Raw genomic sequence first — 15,774 nt, 5'->3', positions numbered from 1 at the left:
CACTTTCCAGATGAAAGAAAGCACCCTCGGGTTGAAGGTGCATCCTACTTCACTACCCGATATCTGGAATGCTGAAGCACCCAGTTCTGTGGAAAGGCAGAACCCAGCACCCAGTAGCTCAGCCCCCTTAATCGATAGTCGTTCACCACACTTTGTTTTGCCAGCATGCTTCTTGCATCTTCAAACCAGACTTCATGCTGCTGCCCGTTCTCATCCCAATACTTGAAGAATGGAGACTGATACTGATCATTATATTGAATGCGGACCCCGTATTTGCTTGCAAGGTCTATGGCCCCCTGGGGAGAGACGGATTTCGCAAAGGTCCCATCCACCCATGGTATTTTCCAGTCACGGCCATATAAGGGAGCCCCCATGAGGATTTTATTGCGGGGGATGACCGTTACGGCGTAGTCCAGTACTTTTTTCACTTCATTAATGGGTGCGATCGCCCATGGTTTTCCCCCTGCCCATCCCCACTCATAAGTCATAAGGACAACAAAGTCGACAATTTCCCCGTGAGCCTTATAGTCATGGGCTTCGTATAACAGACCTTTCTGATCTCCCTTGATTTTCGGTGCGAGTGCCGTTGAGACAGAATAGCCTTTTGGTTTTAATGCTGAGACCGTCCTCTTTAAAAAGGCATTATAATTTTCCCGGTCTTCGGGGTAAACGTATTCGAAATCTATGTTCAAGCCTTTATAACCCTTTGCTTCCATTTTCTCCTGAATGGAAGAGAGTAACGTATTTTGCAGTGAATTGCTCCTTAAGATCGTGGCAACAAGATCGGAGTTGAATTTGCCGTCTACATAATTGGTCAGAACCAATAGGGGATCGACATGTTGATGATCCGCAGCCGATATCAGACCGGTATCGTTCAGTTCTGTAATCGTCCCTTCTTTTGTAATGGAATGGGTGAAAGGAGCAAGGTAAGTGAAGTAGCTTCCCAGCCCATTCACTTCGGCCACTCCTTGACTATCCGTCCTCGTGATGTAGGCATTCACCTCGATCACCGGTTTCGTGTTCGGGATCCGAATTTGTTGATTAGGGTAGATAAGGGAAGGATTCGAGATGGCATTCGCATTCAAAATCTCTTGTATGGGAACTTTATAATTATAGGAAATGGTATAAAGGGTATCGCCTGTTCGAACCCTGTGAATGAAAGCGGGCATGACGATCAACTGACCGATAAATAGTGTGGAGGGGTCAGAAATCTGATTGAATGTCTGTAGTTCATTGAGGTCCACTTGATACTGTTGACTGATCTTATACAACGTATCGCCTGGCTGAACAATATATTCTTTTAATGGTTCCGGGATGAGAAGGCTTTGTCCGATAACGAGTATATTGGGATTCTTTAATTGATTTCCATAAGCGATCTGGTTCACCTCAACCCCGTACCTCGATGCGATCGACCAGAGTGAATCCCCGCTTTTCACTACGTAAATATTCATAGGACACCTCCTGAACGGTCTTATACCTATAGCCTATTCAACAGGGCTTATTCGATATGAAAGAACGGGGATAAAGAAAATGAAAAATATCACTTGTGTAATGATCGAAGATGTGATAAATTTATCAATGTTAACAAAATGACTAAATTACAAATATAGTCAAACGGTCAAATGGAAGGAGTGAGTTCATGGCGATTGATCGAAGGAAACAGATCCTCGAGGCGGCTACCAATTCTTTTTCCTTGTTTGGGTATAAGGCCACAACGATGGATCAAGTAGCTAAAATAGCGAATGTGGGAAAAGGAACGATTTATACGTTCTTTAAGAATAAGGAAGAATTATTCGACGAGATTGTTTCATCGTTAATTAATGAAATGACCTTTGAAGCAGAAGAAGTGATTGATCCGGAAGCTACATTTTCTGAAAATGTCCACCGCGCGTTGTTTCGTCTTCTCGAATTTCGCAAAGAGCATAAGCTGACGATCAAGTTATATCAAGAAGCCCGTGAAATGGGAACGCCTGCTGTATCCGAGGTCATTGACCGCATGGAAGAAGTGGTCATAGAATTTTTGAGTCGCCGAATAGAAAAGGCCGTTTCCTCAGGAGCTATTAAGCCCTGCAACCCGGAAATGACAGCATTCGTCCTATTGAAGCTATACGTTTCATTGATCTTCGATTGGGAACGTGCACATGGTCCACTTGATAAAGATGAAATAGCCAATCTGTTTGAGCTATATATCATTAAAGGGTTATCAAATTGATAGTCCTTAATTTTTAGGAAAAAATGACCAATTGAATAAAATAGTCATTTATTTTTTACCTTTCAATGACCGTTTGGGCTTATTGGTCAATAGTTCAATCATTTGAATAACAATAGGAGGATAATATGAAGAAATCATTTATTGGTTCAGAATTCAAAGCGATTTTTCGCAACAAGAAGCTGCTCATTCCAATATTAGCCGTGCTCTTTATTCCTGTACTGTACAGTGGCATGTTCCTTTGGGCATTCTGGGATCCATACGAGCAGCTTTCGGATCTTCCTGTAGCTGTTGTGAACAGTGACCAGGGAGCAGAGTTTGACGGCAAGGAGTTGCATATCGGATCGGAGCTTGTTGATAAGCTGAAGGAAAGCGATCAGTTCGATTTTCATTTCGTGGATAAAAAAGAAGGGTACAAGAATCTGGAGAAACAAGACTACTATATGCTTGTAGAAATTCCAGAGGACTTCTCTGAAAATGGCACAACGCTGTTAGAAGATCATCCTCAAAAGCTTTCGCTGAAATATGTACCAAATGAAAGCTTTAACTTCTTATCTGCTCAAATCGGGGATACGGCCATGAAAGAGATCAAAGCGAGTCTTTCTAAATCCGTTTCAGAAACGTATGCCGAAACCATGTTTGATAAGATTCAGGAAATGGGAGATGGTTTCAAGACCGCCAGCGATAAAGCGGGCGAAATCAACAACGGGGCCATTGATCTTTCTCAAGGTGCCAAGAAGCTAAAAGACAATTTAGCAGTCCTTGCTGAAAAGAACGTCGAAATGACAGACGGTGTGGCCAAAACCCGTGCAGGTGCCGAGAAACTGGCTAAAGGTTCTCAGGAACTATCTGACGGTGTCGGTGTCATGACGGATAAATCACAGCAACTATATAAAGGGACACAGGATGTTCAAACCGGGTTGAATTCCCTTGCTGCCGGAATCGATAAAAGCAAGGCAGGATTGGAACAAGTGGACGCCGGGCTTGATAGTGCCGTGGACAATACGGCTAAATTACAGGCAGGTTCACAGACCCTTGCAGAAAAAATCGGTGCCTTGAAAGGTGGAGCTGACAGTGCTCAAGCAGGTGCTCAAGCAATCGGAGCAGGTGCCACCAAGCTTGAGAATGAATTGGCTCCATTCATGGGTAGCCTGCCAGAAGAAAAGCAGGCTGAACTAAAGGCTGCAATCAGTCAAATCAAGCAGGGAGCATCTGGTCTTGAATCCGGTACAGGTGAATTGAGCACTGGAATTACTGGATTACAAGGCGGAGCAACTGACTTAGCAACTAATATCGGTAAATTAAATGAAGGTCAAAAGAAACTACAAGGCGGTGTCGATCAGCTTGTTGCCGGTTCAGCACAGCTTGACGAAGGTTCCAATCAACTTGTAGCCGGTCAAAACAAAGTGGTGGAAAACTACGGTTTATTAAATCAGAAACTTGGAGACGTATACCAGGGAACGGTAGGTCTTGCTTCAGGAGCGAATGAACTGAGCTCAGGTCTTAACCGGGTATATGATGGCTCCAATCAGCTGGCAGACGGATCCAGGAAACTCGCCGATGGTTCAACCGAGCTCGCAAACGGTTCAACGAAACTATCTGATGGAACGACGGAATACGAATCGAAATTAAAAGATGCAGCAAAAGAAGCCAACAGTGTCAAAGCGGACGACGATACGTATGACATGATGGCGGGTCCAGTCGATGTGAAAAATGAGAAAATCAATCATGTTCCAAACTATGGAACGGGATTTGCTCCATACTTCTTATCACTTGGACTATTTGTAGGAGCTTTACTAATCTCGATTGTGTATCCACTCCGCGAACCATCTGACCGCCCATCCAGCGGAATGAGCTGGTTCATGGGTAAATTCACAGTGCTTACGACAGTGGGGATCATCCAATCACTGATCGCAGCAGCGATTTTACTCTTTGGATTGGGGCTTGAAGTGGAAAGTGTACCATTATTCTTACTTTCTACTATTATTACAAGTCTTACGTTCCTGGCATTGATTCAAATGCTGGTAACAATCCTTGGTGATCCGGGACGATTCGTCGCCATCATCATCTTGATTCTGCAATTAACAACGAGTGCCGGTACATTCCCACTCGAATTGATACCGACTGCACTGCAGCCAATCAGTGCACTGTTACCGATGACGTACTCGGTGTCAGCGTTCAAAGCGGTCATTTCAAGCGGGGATTTTGCCTTCATGTGGCAGAATCTATACATCCTGCTCGGATACTTCATTGTGTTTGTTGCATTGACTGCTGTGTTCTTTGTAGGGTTATTCAAGAAACAATATACAAAAACAGTAGAAGCTTAAGGAAAAAAACGGTAGATGTCACACACATCTACCGTTTTTTCTTCATTAAATGGACAAACCCTTCGTAAACATGAACGTGTATACTAATTGGGAAGAGGTACATAATGGTGATACACTTAAAAGGCCAAAAGGAGGATCAATAATGAAAAAAATAAGTTTGTTTATGCTGGTAGGCTTTCTTGCATTGGTTATCGCTGCATGCGGTAATTCAAATGAAGATAACGGAGCAAAAAAAGATGAAAAACTGGAAGCGATTGACGCAAAGTTAGACGTGCCCGAAAAAGGAGAAAAAGGTGAACCCGTTTCCCTTTCCACGAAAGTCACCAAAGGTGATGAGAACGTCGACGACGCCGGTGAAGTGAAATATGAGATTTGGAAAAATGGTCATAAAGATGAAAGCGAAATGATTGAAGCCAAGCACGAAAAGGGTGGGCTTTATAAAGCGGAAAAGACGTTTCAAGAAGACGGACTGTATACAGTACAGGTCCATGTAACCGCCAGGGACATGCATACGATGCCGAAGACGGAAATTGCCATCGGGGAAGTAGGAGCCGGAGAACATGAGGAAGCGGGTGAAGATCACCACCATGGCGACCATGAAAGTACTGTTTCCATACATTTGATGAAGCCTGACAGTATTACAGCGGGTGAAGAAGCGGAAATGAAGGTACATGTAGAAAATAAAGAAGCAGCACTGGAAGATGCCAGAGTCCGTTTTGAAATATATCAGGATGGACAGGAGAAGCACGAGTGGGTGGATCTGACACCGGATGAAGCCGGCAAGTATAGCGGTTCCTACACATTCCCGGAAAAAGGTTCATATAATGTACAAGTGCATGTTACCAAAGGAGAAGAAATTCACGAACACTCGATGGAAACAGTGGACGTACAATAATCATAAAAAGGATGCTCTTCATTTTTGAAGAGCATCCTTTTTAGTACCCCTTGATTTTCATACGCTTAGTATTCGTAGTCAGTCGTACATTTTTCGCAATAAATGCCGTAGCATTCATGCTGCTCCTCAATTGTATCTCCACATTGTGCACAAGACTTAGGCGGCAAATTTCGAAAGAACTCAACAATATTTTTTACCATGTTCATCACCCTCCGTAAATTTGTATTCACCCATCAATTGTTCGTGTTATATAACTGATGTGTTAATTTATTTTATTGTATTATAACAGTATGAGTTTCGTCAACAATTAATTCTAAAATGGGCGGAAAAAATGAAAAAATAGGCACAATGAAGTATAGTAGGGGTACAGACTAAAGTGAAAGGCGTTGTTCAGACATGAAGTTAACCGTTATTGGTCAATGGGGCGGATATCCGAAAGCAGGAGAAGCGAGCACCGGGTATTTACTTGAAGCGAATGGCTTTAAACTGCTTATTGACTGTGGAAGTGGTGTATTATCCCATCTTCAACACCATATAGAAGCAACAGAGTTGGATGCGGTCCTTCTGTCCCACTATCACCCCGATCATGTGGCAGATATAGGTGTACTACAACACGCATTATTGATTCAATACTTCCTGGGAAAAAACGAAGGTACACTGCCTGTATATGCCCACCGGGAAGATCAACAAGGATTCAATTCCCTTACATACAAAGATTTAATGACAGCCCATGAGTATACTGAGGACTCTTCATTATCCGTCGGTCCATTCACGGTAACGTTTGTGAAATCCAAGCATCCCGTTCCATGTTACGGGATGAGAATCGAGGCAGATGGGAAATCCCTCTTTTATACAGCAGATTCAGCCTTCAGGGAAGAATTCATTTCATTCGGACAGGATGCTGATGTGCTTCTGTGTGAATGTAATTTCTATGGTGATATGGATGCCTCGAACGCTGGTCATATGACTAGTCTGGATGCCGGAAAACTTGCTCAGAAAACCGGTGCACGCAACCTCATCCTCACCCACTTGCCTCATTTCGGTGACTTGGAGCAGTTGATAACAGAAGCGAAAACAGTTTATAGCGGTCATGTATCATTAGCAAAAAAAGATATGGTTGTAGAAATTTAGGAGGGAAAACGATGTTATTTATTGATAATAAAGGAATCACAGATCCGCGGATCAATCTTGCTATAGAAGAATATGCACTGAAGAACTTAGATATTAATGAGAGTTATTTATTATTTTATATCAATGAACCTTCCATCATCATCGGGAAGAATCAAAATACAATCGAAGAGATCAATACAGATTACGTAGAGAAACAGGGACTTCACGTGGTACGCCGTCTTTCCGGTGGGGGAGCCGTGTATCATGACCTGGGGAACCTGAACTTCAGCTTTATCACGAAAGATGATGGGGAGAGCTTTCACAATTTCAAAAAGTTCACTGAGCCTGTTGTATCGGCCCTCCATAGACTCGGGGTGAAAGCAGAGCTGAGCGGTCGTAACGATCTCATCGCAGAAGGCAGAAAGATCTCAGGCAATGCCCAGTTCTCCACTAAAGGTCGGATGTTCAGTCACGGAACGCTGCTGTTCGATTCCGAAATGGAAAACGTCGTGTCCGCCCTCCGGGTGAAAAAAGATAAGATCGAATCAAAAGGAATCAAATCAATCCGGAGCCGTGTGGCCAATATCTCAGAATTCCTGACTGATCAAATGACGATAGAAGAGTTCCGCTCAACCCTTCTTGATTTTATTTTCGACGGAAGCGATGTAGAAGAATATGTCCTGACGGAAGAAGACTGGAAGAATATCCATGAGCTTTCAAAAGAACGCTATCAGAACTGGGATTGGAACTATGGGAAGTCACCAAAATTCAATCTCCAGCATTCCCACCGCTTCCCGGTCGGTTCCATCGATGTGCGACTCGAAGTGAATAAAGGAAAGATCGATAACTGTAAAATCTTCGGTGATTTCTTCGGGGTTGGAAATGTAGAGGACATTGAAGAAAAGCTGGCTGGTACACGCTACGAGCGGAAGGACATTGCCGGGGCATTGGAAGGTGTTGATATCCAACACTATTTCGGTAATATCACGAAGGATGAATTCGTTGACTTGGTGTATTGATATAAATGGAAGAACCGTCCAAATTGGGCGGTTTTTTTACGTCAATATACTTGTATTAATACTATTCTTTATATAGAATATATTTTGAATACTTTTAATAGTTTGATGAATGACCATTCATTCAGTTTGTTGAAAAGGGGAGGGATACAATTGAATATTGCTACACGGTTAGACCAAATCGCTCATAAGAAAGCAGATAAAACAGCCTATCATTTCTTGAATACTTCAAGTACATACGGGGAATTGAATGGTGCTGTATCGAAATTTGCAAGCGGCTTGGAGCAATTGGGTCTGAAAAAAGGAGATCATATCGCGCTTGTATTAGGGAATTCACCGCATTTTGTCATCGGATTATATGGTGCACTTCGTCTTGGATTAAAGGTCATCCCGATCAATCCGATCTACACTCCTGATGAGATTGGCTATATTCTGAAGAATGGTGATGTGAAGGCCATTCTCACACTTGATCTACTCGTGCCATTAATCGAGAAGATGCAGCATCTTTTATCGGATGTCGAGCACTTCATCCTGTGTGAATCAGGAGATGAACGGGCAAAGGATATTGACTTAGAAAAAATGTCTCTTGCTTACCCTAAAATGAAATCGTTTACAAGTGTTTTGGGGGAAGGGGACCCGGGATTCAAAGGTGAGACGGTGGATGAGAATGAGGTGGCGATCATTCTTTACACTTCCGGAACGACAGGGAAACCAAAAGGCGCCATGCTCACTCATAAAAATATTTATTCCAATGCGACCGACGTCGGCAGCTATTTGCGAATGAATGAAGATGATACCGTCATTACCGCTCTGCCAATGTTTCATGTTTTCTGTTTAACAGTGGTCCTGAATGCACCTCTTTTAAGAGGAGCTACTCTGTTAATCGTTCCACGCTTCAGTCCAAAGGCCATTTTTGAATTATCAAAGGCGTATCAATCAACCGTATTCGCAGGGGTACCGACCATGTACAACTTCCTGTTTCAGTATCCTGATGGAAACCCGGAAGATCTATCATCTCTTCGTCTCTGTATTTCAGGCGGTGCTTCCCTGCCGGTGGCCCTTCTTAAAAACTTTGAGAAGAAATTCAATGTCATGATTTCTGAAGGATATGGATTATCCGAAGCGTCACCTGTGACATGCTTCAACCCGCTGGATCGACCTAGAAAACCGGGGTCGATCGGAACATCGATTATGAACCTGGAGAATAAAGTCGTCGATGAAATGGGAGAAGAGGTCCCTGTAGGACAGGTCGGTGAACTGATTGTCAAAGGCCCGAATGTCATGAAGGGATATTATAAGATGGAAGAAGAAACCGCCGCAACGATCCGTGACGGCTGGTTATATACCGGAGACCTTGCCCGCATGGATGAAGATGGCTACTTCTACATTGTGGACCGAAAAAAAGAGCTGATCATTGTAGGGGGATACAATGTTTACCCTCGTGAGGTGGAAGAAGTGCTATACAATCATCCAGGTATCGTGGAAGCAGCGGTCATCGGAGTCCCCCATCCCGAATTGGGTGAAGCCGTCAACTGTTATGTTGTAAAAAGCGATCCATCCCTGACAGAACAGGGTGTGCTGGAATATTGTAAAGAGCATCTTGCGAAGTACAAGCTTCCGGCTTCCATCGAGTTCTTGGATGAACTGCCGAAGAATACAACGGGGAAAATTTTAAGAAGAGCGTTAAAAGAGCAAGTCCTACAGTCATAAAAAAAGAAGATGTTCAGTGGATCACTGAGCATCTTTTTGTATCATTTCATAGCTTTACTGGCCTGTAATAACTTGGATTCACCTTTTTCCCACGTCTCGACCTGCTCAATTGCCTGCTCCGGAGTGAATCCCTGCCCGACCAATACACCGGATAAGATAAATTCCTGGAAGAGGTGTGTCAGGTTGATGCCTTCTTCTACTTCAGATAAGGCACGGGTAACAAGTGGTTGAATATACTCAACCCACTGATCCGGAAGACTTTTCGTTTCACGGTGGTGCGGATTGAAGCTTTGACTGGCCTGTTGATGCTGGAAGTAAGGGTTTTGATTATACGGATGATACATACTATCGTACAACTCCTTTATGGGTAGATGTCACGATAGTCTATGCATTAGCCCGGGAAGTGTTCAGTCCATTCAAAAAATGAAAGGGTTTTCTCGATTCGTGTCGAATCATACATAAGGAGGAAACACTTAGACAAAGGGGAGAACAAACATGGAATCCATTTTACTGGAACAAAAGGGCAATGTCGCAACGGTCACCATCAACAGGCCGGATGCAATGAACGCCTTTAATTTCGATACACTGAACGAACTGCAGCAGGTAGTCGAAGCACTCCGGATCAACCCGGACGTCCGGGTCGTCATTTTTACCGGAAGCGGAGAAAAAGCTTTCTCAGTCGGAGCGGACCTTAAGGAACGAAAGACCTTGACTGAACAGCAGGTCATCCGTAATGTTTACAAGATCGGTGAAGTCTTCCAATCTGTCGCCACCCTTCCGCAGCCGACCATCGCCGCCATGAACGGCTACGCATTCGGCGGAGGGATGGAACTTGCTCTCGCCTGCGACTTCCGGATAGCTGTAGCGGGGACGACAATGGGGCTGACCGAAACGAGCCTCGCCATCATACCGGGAGCAGGAGGGACTCAGCGACTTCCGCGATTGGTGGGCGAATCAAAAGCCCTCGAACTTATCCTGACGGCTAAACGTTTAACTTCAGAAGAAGCATTGCAAATCGGACTTGTTACAAAGGTAGTAGAAAAAGAGAATTTCATGGGGGAAGTCCATGGATTCGTGGAACCGATGTTAGCGAACGGACCGGTTGCCCTGCAGCAGGCTAAATTTGCCGTTAAAAATGGGATGAACGTGGACCTGCAGACAGGTTTGCAGATTGAGAGAAAGGCATATGAAATCACGATCCCCACTGAAGACCGGGTGGAAGCTTTACTGGCGTTCAGTCAGAAGCGGAAGCCTGAGTTTAAGGGGAAGTGAATCGAACGTTTTGACTGATTGAGGTTTTGTGTGAGTAGCGGATCTGCTGTGGAGCCAGCTTGGCTCTCGCGGCGGATCTTTTTATAGTGCGGGACTGGTGGAGAATCACTTTTGAAAATATATTATTAGATTTGAAAATAAGAGTAGCGTTTTTGAAAATTAACCTGGTGGATTTGAAAATAAAACTGTCATGTCCTATACAGATTTCATTTCCTTACGTCTCAAGTCTCACTATAAGTTAGTCCTCTGGTCGTTAGTAGGATGATACATTTATTGGTAAATTTATGAAAATGTTATTATTCTTCTGGTGATTCATTAAGAAAGGGGACATCGACCTTGAAAAAAATACTTATTTCTATATGTTTGGTTTGTTGCATCGTGCTTCCTATTGCGTCACATGTTCGTGGAGAGATGACCAAAGCAGGGCTTATCAATGAATTTATGAGAGATTCAATGAAAAAGTATAAGATTCCAGGTGCTTCATTAGCCATTGTCCAGGACGGAAAACTTATTTATCAAGAAGGGTTCGGGGAACAGAGTAATGGGGCACCCGTAACAAAGGACACCATGTTTACAATTGGCTCTGTCAGCAAGCCCATAACCAGCCTCGCCATCATGAAATTAGTAGATGATGGAAGGGTGGACCTTGACCAAGAGATATCTCAATACTTACCACACTTCCATTATAGGAAAGATAGTTCCTATCAGGAAGTAACCATTAGGCAGTTACTGACGCATACAAGCGGGATTAGCTCTTATGACGGGATGGTTCTTGCAGACCGCAATCTTCGAGGAGAAGATGCTATAGCTACAGCTGTTCAGGAACTGAGTGGTGTTTCTTTAAATCATGAACCAGGGGAAGTGCATGAATATAGCCCTGCGAATTATTTACTGTTGGCAAAAGTAATAGAGAATGTATCCTATCAGTCGTTTACTACTTTTATGGATGATGAAATTTTTAAAAGAATCGGAATGTATAGGACTGTATCAAATTATAGGGATGCAGAAGAATTAGGGTATCAGCCCGGGTTTCAAACATGGTTCGGCAAGCCGATAAAAAGTAAAGGGTTTATGGATGATAGCGGTGCTCCATACGGGTATATGGTCTCCACTTCAGATGATATTTCGAGGTTCATAAGATTTATGTTGGACGGAGGCGGAGGATTGCTCTCAGAGAAAACCTTCTCTATGTATACTTCTCCACAAGTTCATAGAAAAGAAGACATGTATTATGGTTATGGCTGGAGAATCTCAGCAAATGCGGATGATTCATACTATTTCCATGGCGGTGAAACACCCGATTCCCGGTCAGAACTATTCATAAATCCTAATGGGAACTATGGGTTTATCTTACTCACGAACAAAAACAACTTTTCAGAAGTCCATTCAACCATCTGGATGAGGGATGGTATTAAGAAGATTTTGGAAAATGGGACAATGCCGGAAGTGAAGCCGGTTAATCATCACTTACAATGGATTGTCTGTTCCATCACAGTTTTCATTTTTTTATTATGCGTTTGGAATATATCCCGACTCAGAACGAAAGCTGCCATTAAGAAGAGAGTATGGATATTTATCGGATCACTCTCCTTACTTCTTGCGATCGGAATCATTCCCCTATTATCTTATTTCTTCTCTACTCCCTGGCATTCAATCAATCTATACGCACCCGACATTGCATTCATCATAAAACTTCTCGTTGGGACGTTTACATTAAATGGTGTCCTTCTGTTAATGATTTCATTGCTAAAACGAAATGAAGCGAGACACTGATAGCCTCATTACATGGGGGTAATAAAATTCTATTAAGAGCCAGGCGCAAAGACTCTCAGATAAATAGGCGAAAGTTTTTGAATGAAAGGAAAGGCGACATGATACAAAAATCACTTGAACTAACAGCGAAAAAGACATTGCAGTGGAAGACACAAACCATACCTTCCCTCAATGAAGATGAGATTCTCATTAAAACCATTGCAGGAGCCATCAGCCTCGGGGCAGAACTTCCTCAATACAATGAAACGGATCCCACTGACCTTCCGCCGACTTACCCGAAAGAAACCGGGTATGAAAGTTTTGGGGAAGTGATAGCCACAGGGGAGGCGGTCAAAGGCTTCAAAATAGGGGACAGGGCTGTTGCATTTTATGGGCATAAGGATTATGGGATCGTAAAAGAGAGTAAGGCCATTTTCGTTCCGGAAGAGATTCCCTCTCAAGAGGCATTGCTCGTGATATTGTCATGTGATGCAGCAAAAGGTGTGCTTAAATTGAATCCGAAAGGGAACGATCGGGTGTTGGTTACAGGTGCCGGGACGATGGGTCTATTGACCATCTACTATTTGAAGGAATATATGAAAGTCAGTCACATTGATATGGTAGAACCTCATAGCGTCAGAGGCGAATTAGCAAGGGGATTGGGGGCGGAAACCGTCTACAAAGATCAAAGTGAATGCCCAAGTGATTTCTATGATTATGCATTAGAGTGCTCGGGGTTTAACGAGGCATTTAAGATACTGCAAGAGTCGCTTAAGATTGAAGGTGAAATGTGCATATTATCCGACGGGAATAAGGAATCATTTATTCTTCAACCTGACTTTTTCCGTAAGGAGCTTAAGGTTGTAGGGTCAAGTGATGGATGGGATTATGCGGAACATTCTAAATGGTACTTTAACCAAATTAAAGGTAAGGATTCCGGTTTACACGAGCTGTTTGAAAAAACGATCACATTTGAAGAACTACCACAGTGTTTTGAAGAGCTGGGTACAGGAAAGATTTCTCCCATAAAGGTTTTGGTGAACTATTGCTAACATCAATTCTATCAAAAAGAGGTTCCCATGGAGCCTCTTTCTTTACGCGGGTCTATCATAATACCAAAATTCATGTAAAATAAACAATCATACCAAACGGAGGAGTGACGCCCGTGAAAAAGAAGAAGCTTAAACTAAGTACCATCATCATTCTTTTCGTCTGTGTCGTTGTCCTCGTTTCCCTTGTCATAACCGATCTGCTGATTACAAGGACGATCAATGATACGATTGAAGCGAATATCGAAGAAAAAGCCAAGATAGTTTCAAGGACGGTGGCTCACTCCTCGATTGTGAAGAGCGGCCTTCAGAATCAAGAAAAGGAAGGCAGCATACAAGAATACGCCTTGGATATCCAAGAATCAGCAGAGGTCCTGTTTGTTGTGGTGATGGATATGGAGGGCATACGGAAATCACATCCCGATCCTGATCGAATTGGCAGGCACTTTGTCGGTGGGGACGAGAAAGATGTGTTGGAAGGTAAAGAAAGCCTGTCCATTTCTAAGGGCACGCTTGGTAAGTCTGTGAGGGCTTTTTCTCCCGTTTACAATGAGAAACACGAACAGATCGGGGCAGTGTCTGTGGGGATTTCCCTAAAAAGTGTTGAGGAAGCATTGAATCAAAGCCACTACAATATATTATTGGGTTCGGCTCTTGGAATCATTGTGGGGATTATAGGCGCGATCATCATTGCCCGGTACATAAAGAGAATCTTATTTGGTCTTGAACCCTTTGCGATCGCGAAGATCTTAGAGGAGCGGAATACGATGCTCCAGTCGGTCCATGAAGGAGTGGTGGCTGTGAATAAGGATTCCACCATTTCCCTTGTGAATAAATCAGCGCTGAAAATTTTCAATAAAGCTGGACTGAGTTCCGATCCGATAGGTATACCCATTAAGGAATACATGCCGCACACCCGTCTTGAACGGGTGATGGAGACGGGGCAACCCGAGCTTGACGAAGAGCAGACGATCAACGGGGTATCGATACTCGTGAACCGGGTTCCATTAATCGTCAATGACGAGGTGGTCGGAGCGATCTCTACCTTCCGTGATAAGACGGAAGTGAATCAGTTGGCGGAACAACTAACCGGTGTAAAATCATATGCGGAAGCTCTCAGGGCTCAGTCACATGAATTCATGAATAAAATGCATGTCATCCTGGGACTCGTAAAGATGAAGGATTACAGCCATTTAGGGCGGTATGTAAAAGACCTTGTTTCCTTCCGTGTCGACGAAGTGAGCATGGTGACCTCGAGAGTGAAAGCTCCCGCCCTTGCCGGCTTTATCATGGGGAAACTGAGCTATGCGAGGGAAAAGAACGTTAGGTTAACCATCGAGTGTCACGACTTTCTTCCGGAACCAAGGGACCCTTCTGTTACCCATGAGCTGATCACCGTCATTGGCAACCTATTGGATAACAGTATTGATGCAATGATGGATTGTGACGAAAGGGAAGTTTTGATGGAGTTATTTTATCAGGATGGTCAGCTTGAAATCGTAGTGACGGATACAGGGATAGGGATGCCGGATGACATGGTAGACGATATTTTCATCAAGGGGTATTCTTCTAAGGGAGAAGGACGTGGATACGGTCTTTTCCTGGTGAAAGAGAGTGTCGGTAAGCTGAATGGGACATTGCATGTTGAATCGAAGGAAGGTTCGGGAACGACGATGATCGTTCAGGCTTCATATAAGGAGGCGATGAAGGGTGATTAATGTATTGATCGTGGAAGATGACCCAATGGTGGCCCGGTTTAATCAAAGGTATCTGGGGGAGATCGATGGATTTCAATTAATCGGCATTTCGAATTCCATTGAAGATGCCATGGAGAAGATAAATGAGTTCAAGGTCGATTTGATATTATTGGATGTTTATTTGCCCGGGAAGCAAACGGGAATGGACTTATTGGAGCAAATACGCATGGAACAGCGGGAAATGGATGTCATTCTCATCACAGCGGCATCAGAAGTCGAAAATATTCAAAGTGCCCTCAGGATGGGCGTTGTTGACTATCTAATCAAGCCATTTGAATTCGAACGATTTAAAAAAGCGTTGACGTCTTACCGGGAGAGTAATCACATGCTTCAAAAGCACTCTACCATCGAACAGGAGGAACTGGATCTGCTTTTATTACGGGATGTACAAGATACCGGGGAGAAGATGTCCCTTCCTAAAGGGTTGGCGAGAAGTACATTGGCGTCTATTTATCAAGAGCTTGTCAGTTTCGAAGAAGAGTCATTTTCAACAGATGATATAGCGGAGGTGACGTCCATTTCACGGGTGTCGATCAGAAAGTACCTGAGGTTTTTGAAAGAAATCGGGGTTGTGGATGAGACCCTGGTCTATGGAATCGGAAGGCCGGTATATCAGTATTCGTTGAAGAAAATGAATATCCAGAGAATCGAAAGTTATTTATAAGCAGCTTATGGCT

At 43.6% G+C, this 15,774-nt stretch carries 14 protein-coding genes; 11 read left to right on the top strand and 3 right to left on the bottom strand.

Features of this window, described 5'->3' with window-relative positions:
- Nucleotides 1-44: 44 nt before the first annotated feature.
- The gene (locus N5C46_RS07090; protein ID WP_261751475.1) at nt 45-1,451 is read right to left on the bottom strand and encodes a LysM peptidoglycan-binding domain-containing protein; all 1,407 of its coding nucleotides are present in this window, start codon (nt 1,449-1,451) and stop codon (nt 45-47) included.
- 188 nt (nt 1,452-1,639) lie between these two features.
- On the opposite strand from N5C46_RS07090, the gene N5C46_RS07085 reads away from it, so the two are divergent.
- From N5C46_RS07085 to N5C46_RS07075, 3 genes are all read left to right on the top strand, one after another.
- A complete protein-coding gene (locus N5C46_RS07085; protein WP_261751474.1) occupies nt 1,640-2,212 on the top strand; it encodes a TetR/AcrR family transcriptional regulator in 573 nt (190 codons plus the stop codon).
- 125 nt (nt 2,213-2,337) lie between these two features.
- Nucleotides 2,338-4,536 (top strand): YhgE/Pip domain-containing protein, encoded by a 2,199-nt coding sequence (locus N5C46_RS07080; protein ID WP_261751473.1) that lies wholly within the window; start codon nt 2,338-2,340, stop codon nt 4,534-4,536.
- A gap of 142 nt (nt 4,537-4,678) precedes the next feature.
- The gene (locus N5C46_RS07075; RefSeq protein ID WP_261751472.1) at nt 4,679-5,431 is read left to right on the top strand and encodes a FixH family protein; all 753 of its coding nucleotides are present in this window, start codon (nt 4,679-4,681) and stop codon (nt 5,429-5,431) included.
- Between the two features lie 65 nt (nt 5,432-5,496).
- On the opposite strand, the gene yhfH is transcribed toward N5C46_RS07075, so the two are convergent.
- Nucleotides 5,497-5,631, bottom strand: coding sequence for a protein YhfH (yhfH, locus tag N5C46_RS07070; RefSeq protein WP_079533738.1), 135 nt, complete (start codon nt 5,629-5,631; stop codon nt 5,497-5,499).
- 196 nt (nt 5,632-5,827) lie between these two features.
- On the opposite strand from yhfH, the gene N5C46_RS07065 reads away from it, so the two are divergent.
- From N5C46_RS07065 to N5C46_RS07055, 3 genes are all read left to right on the top strand, one after another.
- A complete protein-coding gene (locus tag N5C46_RS07065) occupies nt 5,828-6,562 on the top strand; it encodes an MBL fold metallo-hydrolase (protein WP_261751471.1) in 735 nt (244 codons plus the stop codon).
- A gap of 11 nt (nt 6,563-6,573) precedes the next feature.
- Nucleotides 6,574-7,560, top strand: coding sequence for a lipoate--protein ligase (locus N5C46_RS07060; protein ID WP_261751470.1), 987 nt, complete (start codon nt 6,574-6,576; stop codon nt 7,558-7,560).
- Between the two features lie 150 nt (nt 7,561-7,710).
- Entirely contained in the window at nt 7,711-9,267 is a 1,557-nt protein-coding gene (locus N5C46_RS07055; protein ID WP_261751469.1) for a fatty acid--CoA ligase family protein, read from the top strand.
- A 41-nt stretch (nt 9,268-9,308) separates the two neighbouring features.
- Here the strand turns inward: N5C46_RS07055 and N5C46_RS07050 are convergent, their stop codons facing one another.
- Nucleotides 9,309-9,611, bottom strand: a complete 303-nt coding sequence (locus tag N5C46_RS07050) for a hypothetical protein (RefSeq protein ID WP_261751468.1) — start codon at nt 9,609-9,611, stop codon at nt 9,309-9,311.
- A gap of 151 nt (nt 9,612-9,762) precedes the next feature.
- Here N5C46_RS07050 and N5C46_RS07045 point away from each other — a divergent pair, with 151 nt between their 5' ends.
- The 5 genes from N5C46_RS07045 to N5C46_RS07025 all read left to right on the top strand — a co-directional run bounded on the left by N5C46_RS07045 (nt 9,763) and on the right by N5C46_RS07025 (nt 15,761).
- A complete protein-coding gene (locus tag N5C46_RS07045; protein WP_261751467.1) occupies nt 9,763-10,539 on the top strand; it encodes an enoyl-CoA hydratase-related protein in 777 nt (258 codons plus the stop codon).
- Nucleotides 10,540-10,992: 453 nt separating this feature from the next.
- The gene (locus tag N5C46_RS07040; RefSeq protein ID WP_261751466.1) at nt 10,993-12,312 is read left to right on the top strand and encodes a serine hydrolase domain-containing protein; all 1,320 of its coding nucleotides are present in this window, start codon (nt 10,993-10,995) and stop codon (nt 12,310-12,312) included.
- Between the two features lie 98 nt (nt 12,313-12,410).
- Nucleotides 12,411-13,343, top strand: a complete 933-nt coding sequence (locus N5C46_RS07035) for an alcohol dehydrogenase (RefSeq protein ID WP_261751465.1) — start codon at nt 12,411-12,413, stop codon at nt 13,341-13,343.
- A gap of 113 nt (nt 13,344-13,456) precedes the next feature.
- Nucleotides 13,457-15,058 carry a DcuS/MalK family sensor histidine kinase gene (dcuS, locus tag N5C46_RS07030; RefSeq protein WP_261751464.1) on the top strand — a complete coding sequence of 534 codons (1,602 nt, stop codon included), beginning with the start codon at nt 13,457-13,459 and terminating at the stop codon, nt 15,056-15,058.
- Entirely contained in the window at nt 15,051-15,761 is a 711-nt protein-coding gene (locus N5C46_RS07025; protein ID WP_261751463.1) for a response regulator, read from the top strand. The genes dcuS and N5C46_RS07025 overlap by 8 nt, the downstream gene beginning before the upstream one ends.
- Nucleotides 15,762-15,774: the final 13 nt, after the last annotated feature.

This window comes from Rossellomorea vietnamensis (assembly GCF_025398035.1).
Lineage (GTDB): Bacteria > Bacillota > Bacilli > Bacillales > Bacillaceae_B > Rossellomorea > Rossellomorea vietnamensis_B.
The sequence above is the reverse complement of the archived record's forward strand: the minus strand, read 5'-3'. Positions and strand labels throughout refer to the sequence as shown.

Excerpts from the sequence above, each read along its gene's own strand:
- N5C46_RS07090 (WP_261751475.1), bottom strand. The coding sequence starts at position 1,451 with ATGAATATTTACGTAGTGAAAAGCGGGGATTCACTCTGGTCGATCGCA.
- N5C46_RS07085 (WP_261751474.1), top strand. The coding sequence starts at position 1,640 with ATGGCGATTGATCGAAGGAAACAGATCCTCGAGGCGGCTACCAATTCT.
- N5C46_RS07080 (WP_261751473.1), top strand. The coding sequence starts at position 2,338 with ATGAAGAAATCATTTATTGGTTCAGAATTCAAAGCGATTTTTCGCAAC.
- N5C46_RS07075 (WP_261751472.1), top strand. The coding sequence starts at position 4,679 with ATGAAAAAAATAAGTTTGTTTATGCTGGTAGGCTTTCTTGCATTGGTT.
- yhfH (WP_079533738.1), bottom strand. The coding sequence starts at position 5,631 with ATGGTAAAAAATATTGTTGAGTTCTTTCGAAATTTGCCGCCTAAGTCT.
- N5C46_RS07065 (WP_261751471.1), top strand. The coding sequence starts at position 5,828 with ATGAAGTTAACCGTTATTGGTCAATGGGGCGGATATCCGAAAGCAGGA.
- N5C46_RS07060 (WP_261751470.1), top strand. The coding sequence starts at position 6,574 with ATGTTATTTATTGATAATAAAGGAATCACAGATCCGCGGATCAATCTT.
- N5C46_RS07050 (WP_261751468.1), bottom strand. The coding sequence starts at position 9,611 with ATGTATCATCCGTATAATCAAAACCCTTACTTCCAGCATCAACAGGCC.
- N5C46_RS07045 (WP_261751467.1), top strand. The coding sequence starts at position 9,763 with ATGGAATCCATTTTACTGGAACAAAAGGGCAATGTCGCAACGGTCACC.
- N5C46_RS07040 (WP_261751466.1), top strand. The coding sequence starts at position 10,993 with ATGAAAAAGTATAAGATTCCAGGTGCTTCATTAGCCATTGTCCAGGAC.
- N5C46_RS07035 (WP_261751465.1), top strand. The coding sequence starts at position 12,411 with ATGATACAAAAATCACTTGAACTAACAGCGAAAAAGACATTGCAGTGG.